Source organism: Arthrobacter sp. LAR12-1-1.1, from assembly GCF_040676555.1.
In the GTDB taxonomy this organism is placed as follows: domain Bacteria; phylum Actinomycetota; class Actinomycetes; order Actinomycetales; family Micrococcaceae; genus Arthrobacter.
On the sequence record NZ_JBEGIG010000072.1, the window covers coordinates 1 to 255 of the forward strand.

At 63.9% G+C, this 255-nt stretch carries 1 protein-coding gene; it reads right to left on the bottom strand.

What is annotated here, in order from left to right:
* On the bottom strand, positions 1-255 hold a 255-nt coding region (locus tag MRBLAR12_RS22095; RefSeq protein ID WP_364748469.1), incomplete at both ends, for a hypothetical protein.

Below are 255 nucleotides of genomic sequence, written 5' to 3' on the forward strand. Positions count from 1 at the left end.
TCCAGCGCAGCCAGGCCCGGTACTTGCGTTCGATTTCCTCGTCCCCGGGGAACGCCGCTTCCTGGTCCACCGGGATGGTGTTGACGTAGTCCGTGGTGGTGACCATCGGAACACCCACGCTCTGCGCGCCGGCCCGCTGGAGCAGGCTGCGCATAATGTACTGGGCACGCTCGGTGCCCTGTTCCTGAATCAGGGTATCCAGGGACTCCAGCCATTCGGCGGTCTCTTCCGGATCACGATCAGGCAGCTGGTTTG